Origin of the sequence: Bradyrhizobium sp. 179 (genome assembly GCF_023073535.1) — a bacterium.
Lineage (GTDB): Bacteria > Pseudomonadota > Alphaproteobacteria > Rhizobiales > Xanthobacteraceae > Bradyrhizobium.
In genome coordinates this window covers 82,977-103,814 of record NZ_JADPJR010000005.1, presented here as the reverse complement: position 1 = coordinate 103,814, position 20,838 = coordinate 82,977, and the positions used below count along the sequence as shown (strand labels likewise).

Sequence of the window (20,838 nt, the reverse complement as noted above, 5' to 3'; positions counted from 1 at the left end):
TCCGGCCCGTTTCACCACACATCGGGGACCTACGATGGACGCAAAACCAAGCAATAAGACCGCCACGCTGACGGTCGGAAACAAGAATTACGATCTTCCGATCCTCAGCGGCAGCGTCGGACCTGATGTCATCGATATCGGCAAGCTCTACGGCCAGTCCGGCCTGTTCACTTACGACCCGGGCTTCACCTCGACGGCGAGTTGCCAGTCCAAGATCACCTATATCGACGGTGACGCGGGCGTGCTGGAATACCGCGGCTACCCGATCGAGCAGCTTGCCGAGCACGGCGACTTCCTGGAGACCTGCTATCTCCTGCTCTACGGGGACCTGCCCACCGCCGCGCAGAAGAAGGATTTCGACCACCGCGTGACGCATCACACGATGGTGCACGAGCAGATGGCTCGCTTCTTCCAGGGCTTCCGCCGCGACGCCCATCCGATGGCGATCATGGTTGCGGCCGTCGGCGCGCTCGCCGCGTTCTATCACGATAGCACCGACATCAACGATCCGAAGCAGCGCATGATCGCTTCCATGCGCATGATCGCGAAGATCCCGACGCTGGCGGCAATGGCCTACAAGTACACGGTCGGCCAGCCCTTCATCTATCCGAAGAACTCGCTCGGCTTCGCCGAGAACTTCCTGAACATGTGCTTCGCGGTGCCCTGCGAGGACTACAAGGTGAGCCCGGTTCTCGCCGACGCGCTGGAGAAGATCTTCATCCTGCACGCCGACCACGAGCAGAACGCCTCGACTTCCACGGTGCGCATCGCCGGCTCCTCCGGCGCCAACCCGTTCGCCTGCATCGCGGCGGGCATCGCCTGCCTCTGGGGCCCGGCGCATGGCGGCGCCAACGAAGCCGCGCTCAACATGCTCTACGATATCGGCACGGTCGATAAAATCCCCGAGTTCATCGCCAAGGTGAAGGACAAGAACTCTGAAGTCCGCCTGATGGGCTTCGGGCACCGCGTCTACAAGAACTACGATCCGCGCGCCAAGATCATGCAGAAGATGTGTCACGCCGTGCTCAGGGAGACCGGCCATGGCGAGGATCCGATGCTGAAGGTGGCAATGGAGCTCGAGAAGATCGCGCTCAGCGACCAGTACTTCATCGAGCGCAAGCTCTATCCGAACGTCGATTTCTATTCGGGCATCACGCTGAAGGCGATGGGCTTCCCGGTCTCGATGTTCACCGTGCTGTTCGCGGTCGCCCGCACCGTCGGCTGGATCAGCCAGTGGAGCGAGATGATCGAGGACCCGCATCAGAAGATCGGTCGTCCGCGCCAGCTCTACACCGGCGTCGCCAAGCGCGACTACGTGCCGATCGCCACCCGCAAATAAGTTCGGCCATTACGGCTTTCGAAACGGCGCCATCTCACAATGGCGCCGTTTTTGTTGGGCCATCCACGATGACGCGCCAATCGCTGAGCGAACCACCGGCAGCGAGTTTCCCACCGGCACAACTTGCTGCCGCGCACAACAACAAGTCGGCGCATCGGAGCGGTAATCGCTTGACAGCCGAAACGCTCCGCGGGCAAATTCTTACACTAAGTAAGAATGACGACTGGGATGGAAATGCCGGATCAGCCGAGAAGTCGGCGGCAGACGCGCGCTGCCATTTTGACTCATTTGCTGCAGTCGGGCGGCTCGTTTCGGCCGCCGCTGGCGAAGGCGGTGCGCCTGTCCGAGGCGAGCCTGTCGCGCATCCTGCTCGACCTGAAGGCCGAACGCCTGATCGAGGAAGTGCGGCGCCCTGCCCCTTATGTCGGCGGCCCGACGGGCCTCGTGTCCCTCGACGGCTCGGTCGCGCTCGCAGCCGTTGAGCTGACCGCCCAATGGCTCAGCGTCGGCGTCGGCGGTCTCTCCGGCGAACTGCACTACACCGAGCGTCTGCCGTTGCCGAAGGCGCCGACGGTCGAGACGGTCGGCCGCGTCTTCCGCGAAGCGATGACATTGCTGCGCGACTGGACGCGCCGCCGCCACATCACACTCTCACAGATCGGCGTCTCCATTCCGGGCCTTGGCCGCTTGACCATATCCGGCAATCCGATCATCCCCTGCGACGTCGGGCGCATCAGCGGCATGATCGGCGAGATGTTTGCCGGCGTGCCGCTGGAATTCACCAATTCCGTGGTGGCGCACGCCACTTTTCACCGCTGCCGCACGCAGAACTATCCATTCAGCGGCACGCATCTGTTCGTCTTTGTCAGCCATGGCGTTGCCGGCGCCTGGATGGATGACCCGACTGAAGCTGATGCACTCCAGCCGGTCGAACTGGGCCACATGGTATTTGGACCGGAAGGACCGCGCTGCCGCTGCGGCCATCTCGGCTGCGTCGAGGCCTATACTTCGCTCACCGCCATGGCCGAGCTCCTCGATATCTCCGACGCCGAATTGCTCCAGCCCGGCAGCCAATGGGTGCACACGATCCCGCGCTCGGGGCGGGTGCGCCAGGAGCTGCGGCGGCGGCTGTTCCGGCTTGGCCTTGCGATCGGCAACACGCTGAACGTGAAGCCATGCGGTGGCGTCGCCATCAGCGGCTGGCCATCGCTTCTCTCCGACGACGATCGCAATGCCGTGGTCGAGGGGATCGACGCCTGCCTGCTGGGCGGCCGGACATTGGCGCAAGTGTCCATCGCTTTCGTGCCACCCTCGACCGGCAACGATCCGCAGGCTGCCCTCGCCTTCGCCGCCTTTTGCCTGGCCAGCCGCGGCGGCATGCCCGCCGCATCGAGGGAGGCCGCCTGACATGCCCTAAGTCGTTCGGCCTCAACGCGCAAAGCACTTGAAACGGAGGAACTTGCCATGCCGATCACAACAACCAGGCGTCGTCTGCTCGCTGGATCTGCTGCCGCGCTCGCGCTGCCGGCCTTTGCCCGCGCGCAAGGCGCGGTCAAGCCGCGCCTGACCGCGATCTCGCAATGGTCCGCAGGCAGCGATGGGGCGGCTATCACCGCGCTCGGCAAGAAATTCGAGGAGAAAGGCGGGGTTTGGCAGCACTCGCCCGTCCCCGGGTTCACCACGGAGATGATGAACAAGCTACGCGCTCAGATCATGGCCGGCGATCCACCGGCCTGTTCGCAGCTCAAAGGCCCGGAGATTGCGGCCTGGTCGAAGATTGCTCCAACCGTCAATCTCGACGACCTAGTTGCCGCCGCCAGCTACGAAAAGGTTGTCGCTCCTGATCTTGCACGATTGCACAAGCCGGGCGGCAAATGGATTGCACTGCCGCTGCAGATCTACAGCACCAACATGCTGTTTCTCTCCAAGCGCGCGATGGACAAGGCCAAGGCCGGCAAGATCCCCGTCACATGGGCCGACTTCAACGACCTTGCCGAGAAAATGAAAGCGGGCGGCGTCACTTATCCCATCGCCAACGGTGGTACCCGCCCGGACGATGGCCAGAAATTCGAGGCCGCTCTCGCCGGCATCAGTCCCGCCTCCTACCGCGCAGCCATCATGAATCTTGACGAGAAGGCGTTGAACGGGCCCGAGATAGGCGCTGCCTTCGCACAGGTGCGCAAGATCGCCGACTGGATGGATCCCAATGTCGGTGCTCAACACTTTTCGACCAACCTGAAGCGCTTCGTCGACGGCGACATGGGCATGATGATCATGGGCGGGTGGGCACAGGGCGTGTTGCGCAACGCCGGTTTCAAGTTCGACGACTTCATCATCGCCCCTGGCCCGAGCGACAATACCAAGCCGGTCTTTCTGTTGAATGCCGATGCGTTCATATTCTGGCAGCGCAAGGAGCCCGACCTCCAGGCCGGCCAGACGCTGATGGCCCAGCTCGTCATGGATCCAGCGATCCAGACGATGTATTCGCAGATTACGGGATCGATACCCGTGCGCACCGATGTCGATCTTTCCGGTGAAGGCTGGTCGGATGGTCAACGGCGGACCGCAGCAGCTCTGAAAGACGCTATCGCCAGCAATCAGGCGGTCCTGAGCCTCGCGCACAATATGGCGCAGGAGAACGGCATGACCGCTGCGATGATCGACGTGATCACCGAATATGTGAAGAACAAGACGATCAAGCCGGAGCAGGCGGTCACCCGCCTCGCCGAGGCCGTCGAGGGCGCGCGTTGATCGATACCGTCTCCATAGCAACGCGGCCCGCCCGGCCGGCGATTGCTGGCGCGGTGCGCCGGCTGCCTGAGTATCTGATGATCTGGGTGCCGCTGCTGCTGTCCGCTGTGCACCTCGTGTCGTTCTCGCTGTGGACGATCTGGATATCGTTCACGCCATCCACTCTGGTCCCGGTCTCGGGCTGGGTGGGTCTGCGCAACTACACGGCGGTCGCGGCATCTCGGAACTGGCAGATCGCCTTCGATAATCTCCTACTGTTCGGCAGCGCTTTCGTGCTGCTGAGCGTGATGACCGGCCTTGTCCTTGCGATCCTGCTCGATCAGCGCATTCGCGGCGAGAACCTGCTGAGATCCATCTTCCTCTACCCCCTTGCGGTGTCGTTCGTGGTCACGGGCACGGTCTGGAGCTGGTTGCTCAGTCCTGGCATCGGGATCCAGAAACTGGTCCACGACCTCGGCTGGACCTCCTTCAAGTTCGATTGGCTGATCGACCGCGACATGGCCATCTGGACCATTGTCATCGCTGCGATCTGGCAATCCTCCGGCTTTGCCATGGCGCTCTTTCTTGCCGGCCTCAGATCTGTCGACGCCGACATCATCAAGGCCGCGCAGATCGACGGCGCCGGGCCGATCCGAATCTACCGGCGCGTCATTTTGCCGACGCTGTGGCCGATCACCATCACCGTGGTCGTGGTGCAGCTGCAGTTTGCGATTTCGGCCTTCGACCTCGTCCGCGCGCTCACCAACGGCGGACCGGGAATCGCGACCCAGCTACCGGCCCTTGTCGTCTACGACCTGATGTTCCAGCGCAGCCTGCTCGGCCGGGGGGCGGCGGCAGCGGTGCTCATGTTGCTCATTCTTCTCGCGGTCCTGCTGCCCTATGCAGCGTGGCGTTATGTCCAGCGGCGGCGTGCTACTCATGCGTGACCGAACCTTCGCACCAAGCCGGATATCGATCTATCTCATCGTTTTTTTGATCGCGGCGGCCTGGCTCACGCCATTGGTCGTTGTCGTGCTGAACTCGCTCCGCACCAATGAGGAAATCGCGCAGGCGTCGATGATCGGCTGGCCGAAACACTGGGCTTGGAGCAATTACGCAACTGCCTGGAGCGGATTCTGCGTGGCCGAGACCTGCGCCGGCATCAGGCCGTACATGCTGAACTCGGCGCTCATCACGATTCCCGCGACGATTTTCTCGACCATGCTCGGTGCGATCGCCGGGTACGCCGTGTCGCTCTGGCGTTTTCGCGGAGATACCTGGATCTACGGCATCGTGACCCTCGGCCTCTTCCTTCCCCAACAGATGCGATTGCTTCCCTGGACAATCGTGCTGCGGGACATCGGTCTCATCAACACGCTGACGGGCCTCGTGCTGATTCACACGATCCAGGGGCTGTCCTTCACCACGTTGTTCTGCCGAAACTACTATGCCGCCGTGCCCCATGAATTGATCAGGGCCGCGCGCATCGACGGGGCCGGGTTCTTTCGTATTTTCTGGCGCATTATTCTGCCGGTCTCGGCTCCCATCCTGATCGTCACCGTGATCTGGCAGTTCACGCACATCTGGAACGAGTTTCTCTATGGCGTGACGTTCACAAGCGGCCAACAGCAGCCCGTCACGGCCGCTCTCATCGCGCTGTCTGCTGCGGTCGCAGATATCCCCCAGCACGGCGTGCAGAGCGCGGCAGTGATCATCGCAGCCCTGCCCACTTTGTTGATCTATCTCCTCGGCGGCAGGTACTTCGTGCGCGGCCTTACCGCCGGCGCAGTGAAATGATGGATTTGTCATGGCAGCACTGAGCATTCGCGCCCTGTCCAAGCGGTACGCCAACTTCGAGGTACTGAAGGGCGTCGATCTCGACATCGAGAGCGGCGAGTTCACGGTCCTCGTCGGGCCATCCGGCTGCGGCAAGTCCACGCTGCTCAACATCGTCGCCGGGCTCGACCGACCGAGCACGGGGACGATCGAGATTGGCGGGCGCATCGTCAACGACATCCCGCCCAAGGACCGCGACATCGCCATGGTGTTCCAGTCCTACGCGCTCTATCCGTCGATGACGGTGCGCCAGAACATCACCTTCGGCATGGAATGCCGTCATGTGCCGAAGGCCGAGCAGGAGAAGGCGGTCGCGAACGTGGCCAAGCTGCTCCAGATCGAGCCGCTGCTCGGCCGCAAGCCGTCGCAATTGTCCGGCGGCCAGCGCCAGCGTGTGGCGATGGGGCGGGCGCTGGTGCGCAATCCCCTGCTCTTCCTGTTCGACGAGCCGCTGTCCAATCTTGACGCCAAGCTGCGCGTCGAAATGCGGATGGAGATCAAGCGGCTGCACCAGCGGATCGGCGCCACCATCGTCTATGTCACCCACGACCAGATCGAAGCGATGACGATGGCGACGCGGATCGCCGTGATGCATCAGGGTCGTGTGCAGCAATTCGCCGACCCCGATACCGTGTACCGCTACCCGGCCAATTTGTTTGTGGCGCGTTTCATGGGTTCGCCGCCAATGAACACGATGCCGGCACGGCTCGAGAGCGGGAATGACGGGCCGGTGGTCGTGATCGGCGCCGGGCGGCCGGAGGAGGTTCGTCTTCGCCTTCGAGGATATGACGCCGCGGCATCCTACGTCGGTCGCGAAGTGGTGTTTGGCATCAGGCCGGAATGCATTGCCGAAGGCAGCCGCGCATTTTCCGGCGATGCGCCTGTCCTCGTCGATGCGCCGGTAGAAATGGTCGAGCCGACCGGAGCCGAGACCATGGTGTTGCTGCGGCTCGGGGGCGAGCCCGCGATGGCGCGCGTCTCGCCCGATATCCGCCCCGCGCCCGGCGCGTCCGCCTCCTTTGCGCTCGACACGCGCCGTATTTGCCTTTTCGACCCCGAAACGGAGCGACTGATCGCATGACGAAGACCACCTATTCCGGCCTGGCGGGCCGCGTGGTGTTGATTACCGGCGGCGCCAGCGGCATTGGCGCCGCCTTCGTACGGGCCTTCGCGGGCCAGGGGGCCCACGTCGCCTTCCTTGACATCGATACGAATGCCGGTGAAACGCTGGTGCGGGAAGTGGCGGCAGCGCGCGGGACCACGCCGCTGTTCGTGCCCTGCGATCTCCTGGACATCGACGCCTTGCGCACCGCGATGGCAGAGGTCCACCGTTCGCTCGGCGACGCCGCCGTTCTCGTCAACAACGCCGCCAACGATCAACGCCAGGTTCTCTCCGAGGTAACGCCGGCCGAGTTCGACTGGATGATCGGCGTCAACCTCAAGCACGTCTTCTTCGCAGCACAGGCGGTGGTGCGACAGATGCAGGCGCGCGGTGGCGGCTCGATCATCAACATGTCGTCCATCGCCTGGATGCGCGGCGCACCGGCGCTGCCGGCCTATGCCGCGGCGAAAGCGGCGATCGTCGGCTTCACCAACTCGCTGGCCCGGCTGGTCGGGCCCGACCGCATTCGCGTCAACGCGATCGCGCCGGGCATGGTGATCACCGAGCGCCAGCGCCGGCTGTGGTATCCGGACGAGCAGGCCATCGCCGAGATGCGCGCGCGCCAGGCCGTTCCCGATGCGGTGACACCCGACGACATCGCCAACATGGCGCTGTTCCTCGCCTCGGACGAGAGCCAGCGCATCACGCGTCAATGTTTCCAGGTCGACGGCGGCCTCGGCTAGCTCACCGGCCTGCCTTTGCGCATCGTCGCGAGCACGATGTCGGCGGCGAGCACGCTCGGCGACTTGTTGCCGGTCGACATGATCTGATCGAGTCGTGCGAACGCTTCGACCTGCTCCCGCCGCAGCGGCGAATCCGTCAGCAGGGTAGCGAGGGCCGGTGCCAGCTTCTCCGGCGTGCAGTCTTCTTGCAGGAATTCGGGAATCACATCCTTGCCGATCACCAGATTGGCGAGGATCACCGAGGAGACGCGGATCGCGCGGCGCAGGATGAAGGCCTCGATCGCGCCGACGCGATAGGCCGTCACCATCGGAATGCCCGACAGCGCGAGCTCGAGCGTCACCGTGCCGGACTTCGCCAGCGCCGCGTGGGCAATGCGGAAAGCGGCGCGCTTGTCGTTCTCGCCGATCACGATGTGCGGCTTGACCGGCCAATTCGCGATGCCCTCGCGGATGGTCGCTTCGAGGTGCGGCATGGTCGGCAGCATCAGCTCGAAGGCGCGCCCCTCCGCCTGCAACCGTCCGAGTGCTGCACCGAAGACGTCGAGGTGATGCCGGATCTCGCTACGGCGGCTGCCGGGCAGCACCAGGAGCACCGGCGGCTCGCCGTCGCGACGCGCCTGCTCCTCCGCGTTCGGCCGCAGCGACGCCAATTGCTCGACCAGGGGATGTCCGACATAACTGCATGGCGGCCCGCCGAGCTTGCGGTATTCCTCCGGCTCGAACGGCAAAAGGCCGAGCACATGGTCGACATAGCCGAGCATGGTCCGCGCCCGTCCCGGCCGCCATGCCCAGAGCTGCGGCGAGACGTAGTCGACGACCGGGATCGCGTGATTGCGGGCACGCACGTGGCGGGCGACGCGATGGGTGAAATCGGGGCTGTCGATGATGACGAGCGCGTCGGGCGCGGCCTCTAGCACGGCATCGGCCGTCTTGCGGATCAGCCGCAGGATTTTCGGCAATTGCTGAACGACGGCGGCAAAGCCGACGATCGACAGCTCTTCGATCGGAAACAGCGTCTCGAGCCCCTCGCGCGCCATGGTGCGGCCGCCGACGCCGACGAACTCAACGCCGTCGCCGAGCCGCTGGCGCAGCACCTGCATCAAGGCGCTGCCGAGCCGGTCGCCGGATTCCTCCGTTGCGATCAGGAAGATCTTGCGCTTGCGATCGCGGCCCTGCATCACGCCGGCAGGCCGATGACAAAGAGGTATTTTGCGTCGGCGAGCGCAATCATCGCCTGCGGCTCGGCGGCGATGGTGTTGTCGGCGACGACGGCGATGCCGGCAAGGCCGGCCTTGGCAACACCCTCGATGGTGCGCGGTCCGATCGTCGGCAGGTCGAAGCGCAGGTCCTGGCCGCTCTTCGGCGCCTTCACCAGCACGCCGCGGCCCATGGCCGCGCGGATGCGACCCTCCTCACGCAGCCGCGCGACACGCGCGAGCAGCGCGTCGGTGCCCTCGATGTCCTCGATCGCCACGACGTGACCGTCGATCACCACCGCGGCCTGCCCAATGTCGAACGGACCGAGCGCGCTCAGCACCGCCCGGCCGCGCTCGATGTCGGTCTTGCTGGCGTCACTCGGCCAGGCGCGGCTGATGCAGCCGTCGGGCATCAGGAGATCGGGCGCGACGTCCTTGATGCCGACCATGCGAAAGCCGTCCTGCTCGAGCATGCGGCCGACGCCGGACAGGAGATGATCGTCGCCGCCGCGGAAGGCGCGAATGACGTTGCCGAGCAGGCGCAGCGTCTTGACGTCGAACCGGATCTCGGACAGCGAAGGGCGGACCAATGTGCCGATGAAGATCAGGTCGCTGCAGCCTTCTTCGCGAAACAACCGCATCGCGCGGCCGAGCTGGCCGACCGAGATCCAGCGGTGGCGGAATTTCTCGACCCGCGCCGGATCGCAAGCCCCGCGCAGCGGAAACAGCACCGGCGTAATGCCGCGCGCCGCAAGCGATTCGGCGACCGCGAACGGCATGGCGCCGCCGCCGGCGACGATGCCGACCGGTGAGGAAACCTCCGCAGCCGCCGATGTCATGCCCGCGGCCATCCGAGGATCACTTCGCGATGGCGGGAAGACAGAGCGGGCGCTTGCCCTTGCCGATGAAGTCGAGGATCTCGGCGATCGCAGGGTCTTCGCCCGCGAGCGGCCGCGCCGCCTCCAGCCGCTCGGCGAACGTGCCGGGACCATGGAAGAGTTTTTGGTAGAACCCACGCACGGTTGCAAGCCGCTCCTTGGTGAACTTGCGCCGCTTCATGCCGATCACATTGAGGCTTTCCAGGACCGCATATTGGCCGTTGACCAGCCCGTATGGAATGACGTCGTCGCGGACACCGCACACGCCGCCGACCATGACATAGGGGCCGACGCGCGTGAACTGGTGCACCGCCGACAGGCCGCCGATATAGACGGCGTCGCCAATCTCGCAATGACCGCCGAGTGTCGCTGACGTCGCGAAGATCACGTTGTCGCCGACCACGCAATCATGGCCGACATGGCTGTTGTTCATGAAATAGCCGCCGCTGCCGACTCGCGTCAGCCCTCCACCCTTGATCGTGCCGACATTCATCGTCGCGCCTTCCCGGATGGTGCAGCCGGAACCGATCTCGAGTTTCGTCGGCTCGCCCTTGTAGCTGAGATCCTGCGGAGCGCCGCCCAGCACTGCGAACGGCGAGATCACGCAGCCATCGCCGAGCGAGGTGTGGCCGATGACGGTGACGTGTCCGATCAGCTTGCAGTTCGCGCCGATGACGACGTTCGGGCCGATGATGCAATAGGGTCCGATCTCGCTGCCATCGCCGATCACGGCGCCGTCCGCGATCCGTGCGGTGGGATCAATCTTGCTCATCAAGCCAATCTTACTCGTCAAGAAGGTCAGGTTATGTATTGAAGTCGCTCGGTTTTCGGGTGGTTAGCGCGACTATGCCCGATCTGTCCAGTGACGTATCATCTCGCCGTGTTTCATGTGCTGGAGAAGGCGGCGGCCTTCCCGGCTCATCAGCAAGTTCATGCGGAGCTTCAGCGGTCGTGGTCAGAGCCCTTGCCTTGTTGCTCGCACAGCTCGTGGCCACACCGGTCGTCTCCGAGACGATCGAGACCGACCAACGCGGCCCCGTGGATCTGGCGACGTTCGAATGCCGCGACATCAACCGCAGCACGATGCTTCAGCGCGTCTGCTACGACCGGGCGCAGCAGGACCTCGTCGTCGCCATCAACGGCAGGTACGATCGTTATTGCGGCGTGGCGGCGGAGACGGTCGAGGGCCTTCTGGGCGCACCGTCCATGGGTCAGTTCTTCAATCGGAATATCAGCCGCGAGGTGGCCGGCAGCCGCTACGATTGCCGGGCATGACGAGCGCGCTCAATCCGTCAGCATGGCGCCGACGTCGGCTTCCGCAACCACCTGCCCGTTGACCTTGGCATCGCCGTGAAACCACCACATGGCCTTGCGGCGGCCGAGCGAGCGCATGTGATATTCGATGGTATCGCCGGGCAGCACGGGCTTGCGGAACTTGCACTTGTCGATGGTGAGGAAGTAGACCGCCCGCGGCTTCTCGGTGCCCTCGACCGACTTGATGCCGATCACGCCAGCGGTCTGCGCCATCGCTTCGATCATCATGACGCCCGGATAGACCGGGCGCTCGGGGAAGTGCCCCTGGAAGGCCGGCTCGTTGAAGGTGACGTTCTTGATGCCGATGCCGCTATAATCGGCACGGATGTTGATCACGCGGTCGATCAAGAGCATCGGAAAGCGGTGCGGCAGGGTCTGAAGGATTGCATTGATATCCACCAGCTCGAACTTAACAGGCGATTCCTGCGTCATTCCCGTCCCTCGTCCTTCGGATCGACCTTGCTGTCGCGCACCAGACGCTCCACCGCGATGATCTCCTTGAACCATTGCTTGGTCGGTTTGGCAAAAAAACCACCCCAGCGTCCGCCCGGCGGGATGTCGTCCTTGACGCCGCTCATCGCGGTGACCTGGGCTCCATCGCCGATCTTGAGGTGGTTGTTGATGCCAACCTTTGCTCCGAGCGCCACGTTGTCGCCGATGGTCAGGCTGCCCGCCAGCCCGATCTGAGCCGCCAGCAGGCAATTCCGGCCGATGGTCACATTGTGGCCGATCTGGACCTGATTGTCGATTTTGGTGCCCTCGCCGATCACGGTATCGCGCAAGGAGCCGCGATCGATGGTGGTGCCGGCGCCGACCTCCACATTGTTCTGGATCAGCACGCGGCCGGTCTGCGGCACCTTCAGGTGGCCTTCGGGCCCGAAGAAGATGAAGCCGTAGCCGTCCTGGCCGATGGAGCAGCCGGGGTGAATCAGCACGTCATTGCCGATCAGGGCGCACTGGATGGCGGTGCGGGCGCCGACATTGCAGTCCCGGCCGATCTTGACGCCGGGGCCGATCACCGCCCCGACGCCGACCACGGTGCCGCTGCCGATCTCGACGTTCGGGCCGATCACGGCGAGGGGATCGACGATTACGCCGTCTTCGAGCCGGGCCGTGGGATCGATGATGGCTGACGGCGCGATGCCGTCGTTGCCGATCCAGGATTGCGGCCTGAGCGCATCGCCATGCCATTCCCGCGCGAGCCTGACGAAGGCGCGGAAAGGCTGCGCCACCCGCAGCACAGCCACATGTGCGGGCACCCGGGCTTCAAAGCGCGGGCTCACCAGACACGCCCCCGCCTTGGTCGCCTTCAGCTCATCGACGTATTTCAGGTTGTCGAAGAACGCCAGATGCATCGGTCCGGCTTCGTCGAGCGACGCCAGACCCGTCATGGTGTCGTTGCCTCTCGCGGGGTCGACCAGTTGCGCCTTGGCCAGCGCAGCGATGTCGGCCAGCGCTGAGGCAGGCGGCTTTGTGAAGAAGGTCGGCTGCGCCATTCCACCCCGTCGCGGTCGGAAACCGGCTCCAGTGATCCGGATCGTGCCGTGCTGATCGAATTAGAACGTGGTGCCGCCGCCGAACCGGAACTCCTGCGTGCGGTCGTACTTGCCCTTGCTGAGCGGCACGGCGTAGTCGAAGCGCAGCGGACCGAACGGCGACTGCCAGATCAAGCCGACACCGACGGACGAGCGGATCACCTTGCTGTCGTCGTAGACGAGGCCGGTACAAGTTCCGGTGCTCGTCGGATTGATAGTCGACGGGATACAGCCGGGCGCATTGACCTCGTTAGTGCCAGAGACGCCGTTGAAGGCCCAACTTGTCGGTCCCTTATAATCGTAGAGACCGCCGGCGTCGGCATAGACCGCGCCCTTCAGACCCACTTCCTTGGGCAGGAACCAAAACGGCATCTGCAACTCGAGCGAAGCGCCCCAATATTTGGTGCCGCCGAGCGCGTCCTGCGTACCGAAAGGATTCAGATCGCGCGGGCCGATGCCGTTCGGGGCGAAGCCACGGACGAGGTTCGGGCCCATCTGGAAGTGGTCGAGCATCCGCAGATCATCGTTGATCTTGGTCAGAACACCGCCCTGGAGACGGACGATGCCGACGATATCAGACACCAGCGGGGCGTAATACTTTCCGTCCGCCACGGTCTTCAGATAGCTGACGTCGCCGCCGACGCCGGCGAAATCCTGCCGGAAATCGATGAGCAGACCGTCCGTGGGGTTCTTGTTGTTGTCCAGCGTGTTGTAGGTGAGCGTGTAGCCCAGCGCCGAAGTCAAGGTCTTGCCGTTGGCAAGCTCCTTGCGCACCGGCAGAGAGGCTTCACCATCGCTGTAGCATCCCAGGCCGTTGGTTGAGGCAGCCAGAGGAATACCGGTGGCCGCGGAGAACGCCGGGCTCGGGTTGAACGCGGCCGAACCGACCACATTGTTACAGTTCGCCAGGTAGCTCGGCAGCGTGATTTCCTGCTGGTAGATCGAGTAGCGCAGCTGGAGCGACAGATCTTCACGCAAGGAGAAGCCGAGGCGCGGCGAGAAGCCGAGCGTCTTCGTGCCGTAGGAGATGTAGCTGTTTGAAAGCTGCTGGCGCTGATACAGGTCGAGGCCGAGCGCGACCCGGTAGTCGAGCAGATACGGCTCGACGAACGACAGCGAGTAGCCGCGCGCATATTGGCCATAGGTCACCGCCGCCTTGGCGAACAGGCCGCGACCGAGCAGATTGCGCTCGGAGACCGAGACCTCGGCCAGCGCGCCGTCGGTCGTGGAGTAGCCGCCCGAGATCGAGAAGTCGCCGGTCGATTTCTCTTCCATGTCGACGACCAGGATCACGCGGTCGCTCGACGAGCCGGGCTCCGTCGTGATCTTCACGCTCTTGAAGTAGTCGAGGTTCTTCAGCCGCCGCTCGGCGCGGTCGACCAGCGCGCGGTTATAGGCATCTCCTTCCGAGATGTCGAACTCGCGGCGGATCACGTAGTCGCGCGTGCGGGTGTTGCCGCGCAGGTTGATGCGCTCGATATAGGTGCGCGGGCCCTCGTCGATGTTGAAAACGACGGAGACGGTGTGCGCCTCGAAATTGCGGTCGCCGCCGGGACGAACGACTGCGAAGGCGAAACCGCGGCGCGAAGCCTCGATCTGCATCTCCTCGACCGACTTCTCGACCGATTCGACGTTATAGAGCGAGCCGACATTGACGCGCGAATAGCCGCGCATCGACGAAGGATCGAAGTTCGGAATGCTGGAGCGGAAGTCGACCGCGCCGACGCGGTATTGCGCGCCTTCCTCGATCTTGAAGGTGACGTTGAAGCCCTTCTTCTCCGGATCGTATTCGGTGAGCGCGGCCACGACCTGGACGTCGGCAAAGCCGTGCTTGAGATAGAAGCGGCGGATCAGGTCGCGGTCGGCCTCGACGCGATCGGGATCGTAGATGTCGCCGCTGGCGAGGAAGCTCAGCAGGTTCGATTCGCGCGTCTTGATGACGTCGCGCAGCCGATAGGACGAGAACGCATTGTTGCCGACGAACTCGATCGACTTGACGCCGGTCTTGGCGCCCTCCTCGATCGTGAAGATCAGGTCGACGCGATTGTTCGGCTGCTCGATGATCTCAGGCGTGACGCGCACGTCATAACGGCCGGACCGGCGATAGATTTCGGCGATTCGCAGCGTGTCGGACTGCACCATGGCGCGGGAGAAGGTGCCACGCGCCTTGGACTGGACTTCAGTGGTGAGCTGCTCGTCCTTGATCTTCTTGTTGCCCTCGAAGGCGACGCGCCCAATCACCGGGTTTTCCACCACGGAGACGATGATCTGGCCGCCGGGGCCGCGATTGATCCTGACGTCCTGGAACAGGCCGGTTTCGATCAACGCCTTGAGGCCGTCGTCAATGGCGCCTTGATCCAGGCGGCCGCCCGGACCCGGCTTGAAATAGGAGCGGATTGTCTCCACCTCGACACGGCGATTCCCCTGGACGGAAATCGACTGCACGGTCTGCGCGAGCGCAGACGAAGACACAAAAACAGCCCCAACCGGGGCAATCACCGGCGCGCCGAACATGATCAGGGTTGCGAGCAAGCCCCCCCGGAGTCGCAGTCCAAACTTCATCGCGCAACGCGCCCTTATCATTCCATACCAGACCCACCCAACACCGGTCTGGAAGATTCCCCAAGTTCACGCCGCTTGTAGCCAATTTCCCGGACGCCGCAAACGGCCGAAAGCGCCGTGATTTCAATTTCATTGCAAGACGTTGCTCAACAGCAACGCCACAAAAACGCCCCTATCAGGACGCCGCCATCCGAAGGATGTCGTTGTAGGTCGCAAACACCATCAACATCAGCACCAAACCGAGCCCGATTCGGAACCCCATTTCCTGAGTCCGTTCGGACAGAGGCCGGCCGCGGACAACTTCTGCCGCGTAGAACATCAGATGGCCGCCATCGAGCAGCGGAATCGGGAACAGGTTCAGCAGACCGATCGACACGGACAGCACCGCACACAGATTGATCACGAACTGGAACCCGGCGCTGGCCGCCTGCCCCGACATCTTTGCGATTCCCAGGACGCCGCTGACCTCGTTGGGATTGCCGTTTCCGACGAACAACGAGCCCAGGAACTTGAAGGTGCTGGTGATGATGAACCAGACCTGCTCGACGCCGATCTTGAGCGCTTCGCCGACGCCCACGGGGGCGGTCGAAGCCTCACCGGCCTGCGACTTGTGCTCGACACCGAGCACACCGACGCGGTGGCGGTTGCCGAACGGATCCTTGCGCTCAAGCAGCGCGGGGGTCGCGGTCAGCGATACGATGGCGCCGTCCCGCTTGACCTGGAACGCAAGCGTTGAACCCGCGCTCATCGCAACGATCCGCTGCATGTCGGCAAAGCTCTCGATCGGCTTGCCGTCGATCTGGACGACAACGTCCCCGACCTTGAAGCCGGCGGCAGCCGCCGCGCCGTCGGCGACGACGCCGTCGACGCGCGCAATCGTGCTCGGCTTGCCGTAGTACAGCGCCATGCCGGCGAAGATCAGCGCGCCCAGGATGAAATTGGCGATGGGTCCGGCCGCGACGATGGCGGCGCGCGGGCCGACCTTCTTGTGGTGGAAGCTGCCGGCGCGTTCCTCGGCCGTCATGGCGGCGAGCGTTTCGGCCGAGGGGGTCGAGGCCTCGCTCTCGTCACCGAAAAACTTGACGTAGCCGCCAAGCGGAATTGCGGAGATCTTCCAACGGGTGCCGTGACGGTCGTTGAAACCGACCAGCTCGGGTCCGAAGCCGAGTGAAAAGGTTAAAACGCGAACGCCCGCCCAGCGCGCGACCAGGAAATGGCCGAGCTCGTGGAAGAACACGACGATGGTCAGGACGAACAGGAAGGGTACCGCGTAGCCGAGGAGCCCATGGCTCAACGTGTTGAAACTATGGACGAAAAAGTCGATCATCGATTCCCCTCATCCAGCGCCGCAAGGCCCTGGCCCGAACCATCTAGGATGCCTTTAAGGCAATTTGAGGCAATAGGGCGGCAGCTCTATTTCGCGCAACATGGTCAACGGATATTGCGTCGTCAGCCGAGGTCATCGCCGCCTGGTTCCCGCTACGTATCCAGTCGTCCAGCGTCGCCTCGACCAGGCGCGCGATCGCACCAAACCGGATCTTGCCGGCAATGAAGGCGGCGACCGCGACCTCGTTGGCGGCGTTGTAGACGGTGGTCGCTCCCTTCCCGGTCCGGAGCGAATCGTAGGCCAGGCGCAGACCTGGGAACCGCTCGAAATCCGGCGCCTCGAAGGTCAGCACGCCGATCTTGGCCAGATCGAGCTTGGCCGCCGGACCCTTGATGCGGTCGGGCCAGCCCAGGCAATGCGCGATCGGCGTCCTCATGTCGGGCGCACCGAGCTGCGCCACGACGGAGCAATCGGAAAACTCGACCATGCCGTGGATGATCGACTGCGGATGAACAAGCACGTCGATCTCGTCGGGCGCGAGCGCAAACAGATAGGACGCCTCGATCACTTCGAGCCCCTTGTTCATCATCGAGGCGGAATCGATCGTGATCTTCTGGCCCATGCTCCAATTTGGATGCTTCAGGGCCTGCTCGAGCGTCGCCTGCTCGATGTCGGCAGGCTTCCAGATCCGGAACGGGCCGCCCGAGGCGGTGATGATGACGCGGACGAGCTCGTCGCGATTGCCTGAGCTCAACGCCTGGAATAGCGCATTGTGTTCGGAATCGGCCGGCAGGATGCAGGCGCCGGCTTTTGCCGCGCGCTGCATGAAGAAATCGCCGGCGCAGACCAGACATTCCTTGTTGGCGAGCGCGACATGCGCACCGCGATCGACCGCGGCCAGCGCCGGCTTCAGCCCGGCGGCGCCGCTCACGGCCGCCATCACCCAGTCGGCCGGACGCGCACCGGCCTCGATCACCGCGCTTTCGCCGGCGCCGCATTCGGTGCTGGTGCCCGCCAGCGCAGTCTTGAGCTCGCCGAGTTTGGAGCTATCGGCGATCGCGACGAAGCGCGCGGAAAATTCCTTCGCGAGCTTGGCCAGTGCTGCGACATTGCCGTTCGCCGTCAGCGCCTCGACACGGTAGCGCTCGGGCGAGGCGCGAAGCAAATCCATCGTGCTGTCGCCGATCGAGCCGGTGGCGCCGAGAACCGTGACGCTGCGAACGTCGGACGCAGCAAGCCTGTTGTTACGCAATGGGACTGCGCTCATATCCTCACCAAACCATAAGACCGCTTCCGGCGCTATGCACACCATGGCGGAGAAAGCCGATAATCCATGCCGCCAGGATGGCGGCGACAAAGCCGTCCAGGCGATCCAGAAGTCCGCCATGGCCGGGAATTAAGTGACTGGAATCCTTGACACCGAAGCGCCGCTTCACCGCGGATTCGAACAGATCGCCCAGGGCCGACACCACCGATAGAGCAGCGCTGACGAGTAGCAATGGGGCCAGCTTTCCGAGCCCGCACGCCGCGAAGCCTGCCGCAACCAAGAGGCTTGCGACAAAGCCGCCGAGAGCGCCCGCCCAGGTCTTCTTCGGACTGACGCGCGGCCATAGCTTCGGTCCACCAATGCTGCGGCCGGCGAAATAGCCGCCGATGTCTGTCGCCCACACCACGAGCAGCACGAACATCAGGGCGGCGAAGCCGTTGACGAGATCCTGCCGCACCAGGATCGAGGCCAGCAGCGCCGCCGATGCATAGGCAAATCCGGCAGCCGCCCAGACGAACTTGCCCCGCGCGATCAGCAGCACGATCACGCCGCCGATGAAGCCGGCGATGACAGCGGTCCTGAGCGCGCCGAAGGCAACGCAGAATCCCATGATGGCGATAACGATGGTCCCCGTCCCCGTCAGCGCGGCCGAACCCGCGCCCACCACCATCAGCCATTCAGCGAACAGCCCGATCGATACCAGGGTGACGAGAAGTGCCCACAGCCAGCCGCCGGCGTAGGCGAGCGCAATGGCGAGCGGCGCCAGCACGAGCGCCGCGAGGACCCGCAGCACGAGATTGCTCGAGGCAGGCGCGGAGCCCGCCGGTGCGGCGTCGGGTTCGCTCACGAGGCGGTTTTCGCGACCAGGCCGCCGAAACGGCGCTCGCGCCTGGCAAATTCGGCGATCGCGCCTTCCAGCGCTGCCTTGTCGAAATCGGGCCAATGGATCCGCACGAAGACGAGCTCGCTATAGGCGGCCTGCCACATCAGGAAGTTGGACAGGCGCTGCTCGCCGCTGGTGCGGATGATGAGATCGGGATCGGGAATGTCGGGCGCGTCGAGATGCGCGCCAAGCGTCTCGGCGTCGATCGTATCCGGATCCCGCCTGCCCTCTGCGACCTCGCGCGCGAGCTTCTGCGCGGCCTTCGCGATCTCCTGCCGCGAGCCGTAGTTGAAGGCGACGACGAGCGTGAGGCGCGTGTTGTCGCGCGTCAGCTCCTCCGCCTCGTTGAGGAGCGCGCAGATGTCGCTCTCGAGCCCTTCGCGCTCACCGATGATGCGGACCTTGACGCCGTCGCGATGCAGGCTCGCCAGATCGTTGCGGATGAAGCGCCGCAGCAGGCCGAAGAGATCGCCGATTTCGCTCGCCGGGCGCGACCAGTTCTCCGAAGAGAACGAGAAGATGGTGAGATAGCGAATGCCGAGCTCGTGCGAGGCGCGCACCACGCGGCGCAGCGCGTCCACGCCGCGGCGATGCCCCTCCGCACGCGGCAAGCCGCGCGCAGCCGCCCAACGCCCGTTGCCATCCATGATGATGGCGACATGCGCGGGCGCGTCGGACCGGTCAGATCCTTCCGTTGCGGGCGCGGCGGCGTTGGACATGAAGGCGATGCCTTAAATGGTGAGGATTTCTTTTTCCTTGGCGGCCAGCAGCTGGTCGATCTCGGCAATCGTGCCGTCGGTCGCCTTCTGCACCTCGTCGGCGTGACGCTTCTGATCGTCCTCAGACATCTCGTGATTCTTTTCGAGCTTCTTGAGCACGTCGAGACCGTCGCGACGGACATGGCGCGCGGCGACCTTGGCGGCTTCCGCGTATTTGTGCGCGACCTTCACCAGCTCCTTGCGCCGCTCCTCGTTGAGCTCGGGGATGCGCAGGCGCAGCACCTGGCCCTCGGTCGCGGGCGACAGGCCGAGATTGGAATCGACGATCGCCTTCTCCACGGCCTTGACCATCGACTTGTCCCAGACCTGCACCGAGATCAGGCGCGGCTCCGGCACGCTGACGGTGGCGAGCTGGTTCAGCGGCATGTGGGTGCCATAGGCATCGACCTGCACCGGATCGAGCATCGAGGCCGAGGCGCGCCCCGTCCGCAGGCCGCCAAGCTCGTGCTTGAGAGCCTGCACGGCGCCCTGCATGCGGCGCTTCACTTCGTTGAGGTCGAAACTACCCGTGGCCATCACGTTTCTCCTTCAAATCCCGGCGACCGGTCCGCGCCCTTCTCTCGGGCGCGACGACGAGCGGTCAGCCGGCGACAATGGTTCCGTGGCCGGTGCCACGCAGAATCGCACCGATCGAGCCCGGCTCCGCGATCGAGAATACGATGATAGGCAGCGACGTCTCGCGGGCAAGCGCGAAGGCGGTCGCATCCATCACCTTGTAGCCACCCTCGATGGCCTGCGAGTGCGTCAGACGGTCGAACCGCGTGGCGGTCGGATCCTTCTTCGGATCGGCTGAGTAGACGCCATCGACATTGGTCGCCTTGAGCACTGCCTGGGCGCCGATCTCGGCGGCGCGTAGCACCGCGGTCGTGTCGGTGGTGAAGAACGGATTGCCGGTTCCGCCGCCGAGCAGCACGATCCGGCCCTCGGCGAGGTATTTGTGCGCCGCGGTGCGGGTGAACAGCTCGGAAATCTCCGGCATGACGAAGGCCGACAGCGTGCGGGCCGGCGTGCCCTTGCGCTCGATCGCCGCTTCCAGCGCGAGGCAGTTCATCATGGTGGCGAGCATGCCCATGGTGTCGCCGGTCGGGCGCGACACGCCGCGGGACGACACCTCGACCCCACGCACGATGTTGCCACCACCGATCACGACCGCCACTTCGGCGCCAAGCTTGCGGGCGGCGATCAGATCATCCGCGACCCGGTCGACGGTCACCTGGTCGATACCAAAACCCTGCTGTCCCGCGAGATATTCGCCGGACAGCTTGATCACGACGCGACGATAGACCGGATCAGTCATGAGCACTTTCCTCGTCCGGGCGCCGCTTCCGGCGGCACGCCGGAAGGAAC

Annotated in this window: 20 protein-coding genes; 8 read left to right on the top strand and 12 right to left on the bottom strand. The window is 64.3% G+C overall.

Annotation, left to right across the window (positions count from 1 at the left end):
• Positions 1-34: 34 nt before the first annotated feature.
• From gltA to IVB12_RS01210, 7 genes are all read left to right on the top strand, one after another.
• On the top strand, positions 35-1,339 hold the full coding sequence (gene gltA, locus IVB12_RS01240) for a citrate synthase (protein ID WP_247294822.1): 1,305 nt from the start codon (positions 35-37) through the stop codon (positions 1,337-1,339).
• 228 nt (positions 1,340-1,567) lie between these two features.
• Complete coding sequence (locus IVB12_RS01235) at positions 1,568-2,746, top strand: ROK family transcriptional regulator (RefSeq protein WP_247294819.1); 1,179 nt, start codon at positions 1,568-1,570, stop codon at positions 2,744-2,746.
• A 57-nt stretch (positions 2,747-2,803) separates the two neighbouring features.
• Entirely contained in the window at positions 2,804-4,090 is a 1,287-nt protein-coding gene (locus IVB12_RS01230; RefSeq protein WP_247294817.1) for an ABC transporter substrate-binding protein, read from the top strand.
• Positions 4,087-5,016 (top strand): sugar ABC transporter permease, encoded by a 930-nt coding sequence (locus tag IVB12_RS01225; RefSeq protein WP_247294814.1) that lies wholly within the window; start codon positions 4,087-4,089, stop codon positions 5,014-5,016. The genes IVB12_RS01230 and IVB12_RS01225 overlap by 4 nt, the downstream gene beginning before the upstream one ends.
• A complete protein-coding gene (locus IVB12_RS01220; protein WP_346657751.1) occupies positions 5,009-5,866 on the top strand; it encodes a carbohydrate ABC transporter permease in 858 nt (285 codons plus the stop codon). Before IVB12_RS01225 ends, IVB12_RS01220 begins: the two co-directional genes overlap by 8 nt.
• Positions 5,867-5,876: 10 nt before the next feature.
• Positions 5,877-6,986 carry a sn-glycerol-3-phosphate ABC transporter ATP-binding protein UgpC gene (gene ugpC / locus IVB12_RS01215; protein WP_247294808.1) on the top strand — a complete coding sequence of 370 codons (1,110 nt, stop codon included), beginning with the start codon at positions 5,877-5,879 and terminating at the stop codon, positions 6,984-6,986.
• Entirely contained in the window at positions 6,983-7,750 is a 768-nt protein-coding gene (locus IVB12_RS01210) for an SDR family oxidoreductase (protein WP_247294806.1), read from the top strand. Before ugpC ends, IVB12_RS01210 begins: the two co-directional genes overlap by 4 nt.
• On the opposite strand, the gene lpxB is transcribed toward IVB12_RS01210, so the two are convergent.
• The 3 genes from lpxB to lpxA are packed head-to-tail and all read right to left on the bottom strand — an operon-like array spanning position 7,747 to position 10,596.
• On the bottom strand, positions 7,747-8,931 hold the full coding sequence (gene lpxB / locus IVB12_RS01205; RefSeq protein ID WP_247294803.1) for a lipid-A-disaccharide synthase: 1,185 nt from the start codon (positions 8,929-8,931) through the stop codon (positions 7,747-7,749). The genes IVB12_RS01210 and lpxB overlap by 4 nt on opposite strands.
• Positions 8,928-9,785, bottom strand: a complete 858-nt coding sequence (lpxI, locus tag IVB12_RS01200) for a UDP-2,3-diacylglucosamine diphosphatase LpxI (RefSeq protein WP_247294844.1) — start codon at positions 9,783-9,785, stop codon at positions 8,928-8,930. Before lpxI ends, lpxB begins: the two co-directional genes overlap by 4 nt.
• Positions 9,786-9,804: 19 nt before the next feature.
• Positions 9,805-10,596 (bottom strand): acyl-ACP--UDP-N-acetylglucosamine O-acyltransferase, encoded by a 792-nt coding sequence (gene lpxA / locus IVB12_RS01195; protein WP_247294800.1) that lies wholly within the window; start codon positions 10,594-10,596, stop codon positions 9,805-9,807.
• Positions 10,597-10,775: 179 nt separating this feature from the next.
• Between lpxA and IVB12_RS01190 the strand changes: the two genes are divergently transcribed.
• A complete protein-coding gene (locus IVB12_RS01190) occupies positions 10,776-11,099 on the top strand; it encodes a KTSC domain-containing protein (protein WP_247294799.1) in 324 nt (107 codons plus the stop codon).
• A gap of 9 nt (positions 11,100-11,108) precedes the next feature.
• Here IVB12_RS01190 and fabZ read toward each other — a convergent pair whose 3' ends face one another.
• The 9 genes from fabZ to pyrH form a co-directional block, all read right to left on the bottom strand.
• Complete coding sequence (gene fabZ / locus IVB12_RS01185) at positions 11,109-11,570, bottom strand: 3-hydroxyacyl-ACP dehydratase FabZ (RefSeq protein ID WP_247275940.1); 462 nt, start codon at positions 11,568-11,570, stop codon at positions 11,109-11,111.
• Positions 11,567-12,634: a UDP-3-O-(3-hydroxymyristoyl)glucosamine N-acyltransferase gene (lpxD, locus tag IVB12_RS01180; protein ID WP_247294796.1), complete on the bottom strand. Its 1,068-nt coding sequence runs from the start codon at positions 12,632-12,634 to the stop codon at positions 11,567-11,569. The genes fabZ and lpxD overlap by 4 nt, the downstream gene beginning before the upstream one ends.
• Positions 12,635-12,694: 60 nt before the next feature.
• Positions 12,695-15,235 (bottom strand): outer membrane protein assembly factor BamA, encoded by a 2,541-nt coding sequence (gene bamA, locus IVB12_RS01175; protein WP_247294794.1) that lies wholly within the window; start codon positions 15,233-15,235, stop codon positions 12,695-12,697.
• A 175-nt stretch (positions 15,236-15,410) separates the two neighbouring features.
• The gene (rseP, locus tag IVB12_RS01170) at positions 15,411-16,562 is read right to left on the bottom strand and encodes an RIP metalloprotease RseP (RefSeq protein WP_247294792.1); all 1,152 of its coding nucleotides are present in this window, start codon (positions 16,560-16,562) and stop codon (positions 15,411-15,413) included.
• Positions 16,563-16,605: 43 nt separating this feature from the next.
• Complete coding sequence (dxr, locus tag IVB12_RS01165; protein WP_247294788.1) at positions 16,606-17,829, bottom strand: 1-deoxy-D-xylulose-5-phosphate reductoisomerase; 1,224 nt, start codon at positions 17,827-17,829, stop codon at positions 16,606-16,608.
• Between the two features lie 4 nt (positions 17,830-17,833).
• Positions 17,834-18,676 carry a phosphatidate cytidylyltransferase gene (locus tag IVB12_RS01160; protein WP_247294785.1) on the bottom strand — a complete coding sequence of 281 codons (843 nt, stop codon included), beginning with the start codon at positions 18,674-18,676 and terminating at the stop codon, positions 17,834-17,836.
• Positions 18,673-19,431, bottom strand: coding sequence for an isoprenyl transferase (locus tag IVB12_RS01155; protein WP_247294781.1), 759 nt, complete (start codon positions 19,429-19,431; stop codon positions 18,673-18,675). The genes IVB12_RS01160 and IVB12_RS01155 overlap by 4 nt, the downstream gene beginning before the upstream one ends.
• Positions 19,432-19,443: 12 nt before the next feature.
• Entirely contained in the window at positions 19,444-20,007 is a 564-nt protein-coding gene (gene frr, locus IVB12_RS01150; RefSeq protein WP_247294779.1) for a ribosome recycling factor, read from the bottom strand.
• A 64-nt stretch (positions 20,008-20,071) separates the two neighbouring features.
• On the bottom strand, positions 20,072-20,788 hold the full coding sequence (gene pyrH / locus IVB12_RS01145) for a UMP kinase (protein ID WP_247275932.1): 717 nt from the start codon (positions 20,786-20,788) through the stop codon (positions 20,072-20,074).
• Positions 20,789-20,838 lie beyond the last annotated feature (50 nt).